Below are 305 nucleotides of genomic sequence, written 5' to 3' on the forward strand. Positions count from 1 at the left end.
AAATCTTGTTTATTTAATTTTTCGGGTCGACCTCCATAGCGTCCTCTAGCACGAGCTGCAATTCGTCCCGCTGAAGAACGTTCTAAAATTAAATTACGTTCAAACTCTGCAAATGCTGCGAATAAATGAAATAACAATTGTCCTGTAGAACTTGATTTATCCATTGTTATATTTTCTTCTAAACTATGAAAACTCACGCCTCGATTATTAAGTTCATTAACTAATGTGATTAAATCTTCCATGTTACGTCCTAGTCTATCTAGTCTCCAAACAACAATCGTATCTCCTGACCTCGCAAATTCAAT

1 protein-coding gene is annotated in these 305 nt (G+C 35.4%); it reads right to left on the reverse strand.

What is annotated here, in order from left to right; all coding sequences use genetic code 11:
• Nucleotides 1–305: recombinase family protein (locus tag HMPREF2881_RS11355; RefSeq protein ID WP_141752634.1), on the reverse strand; the 305-nt coding region annotated here is incomplete at both ends.

Origin of the sequence: Staphylococcus sp. HMSC057A08 (assembly GCF_001812925.1) — a bacterium.
Classification (GTDB): Bacteria; Bacillota; Bacilli; order Staphylococcales; family Staphylococcaceae; genus Staphylococcus; species Staphylococcus hominis.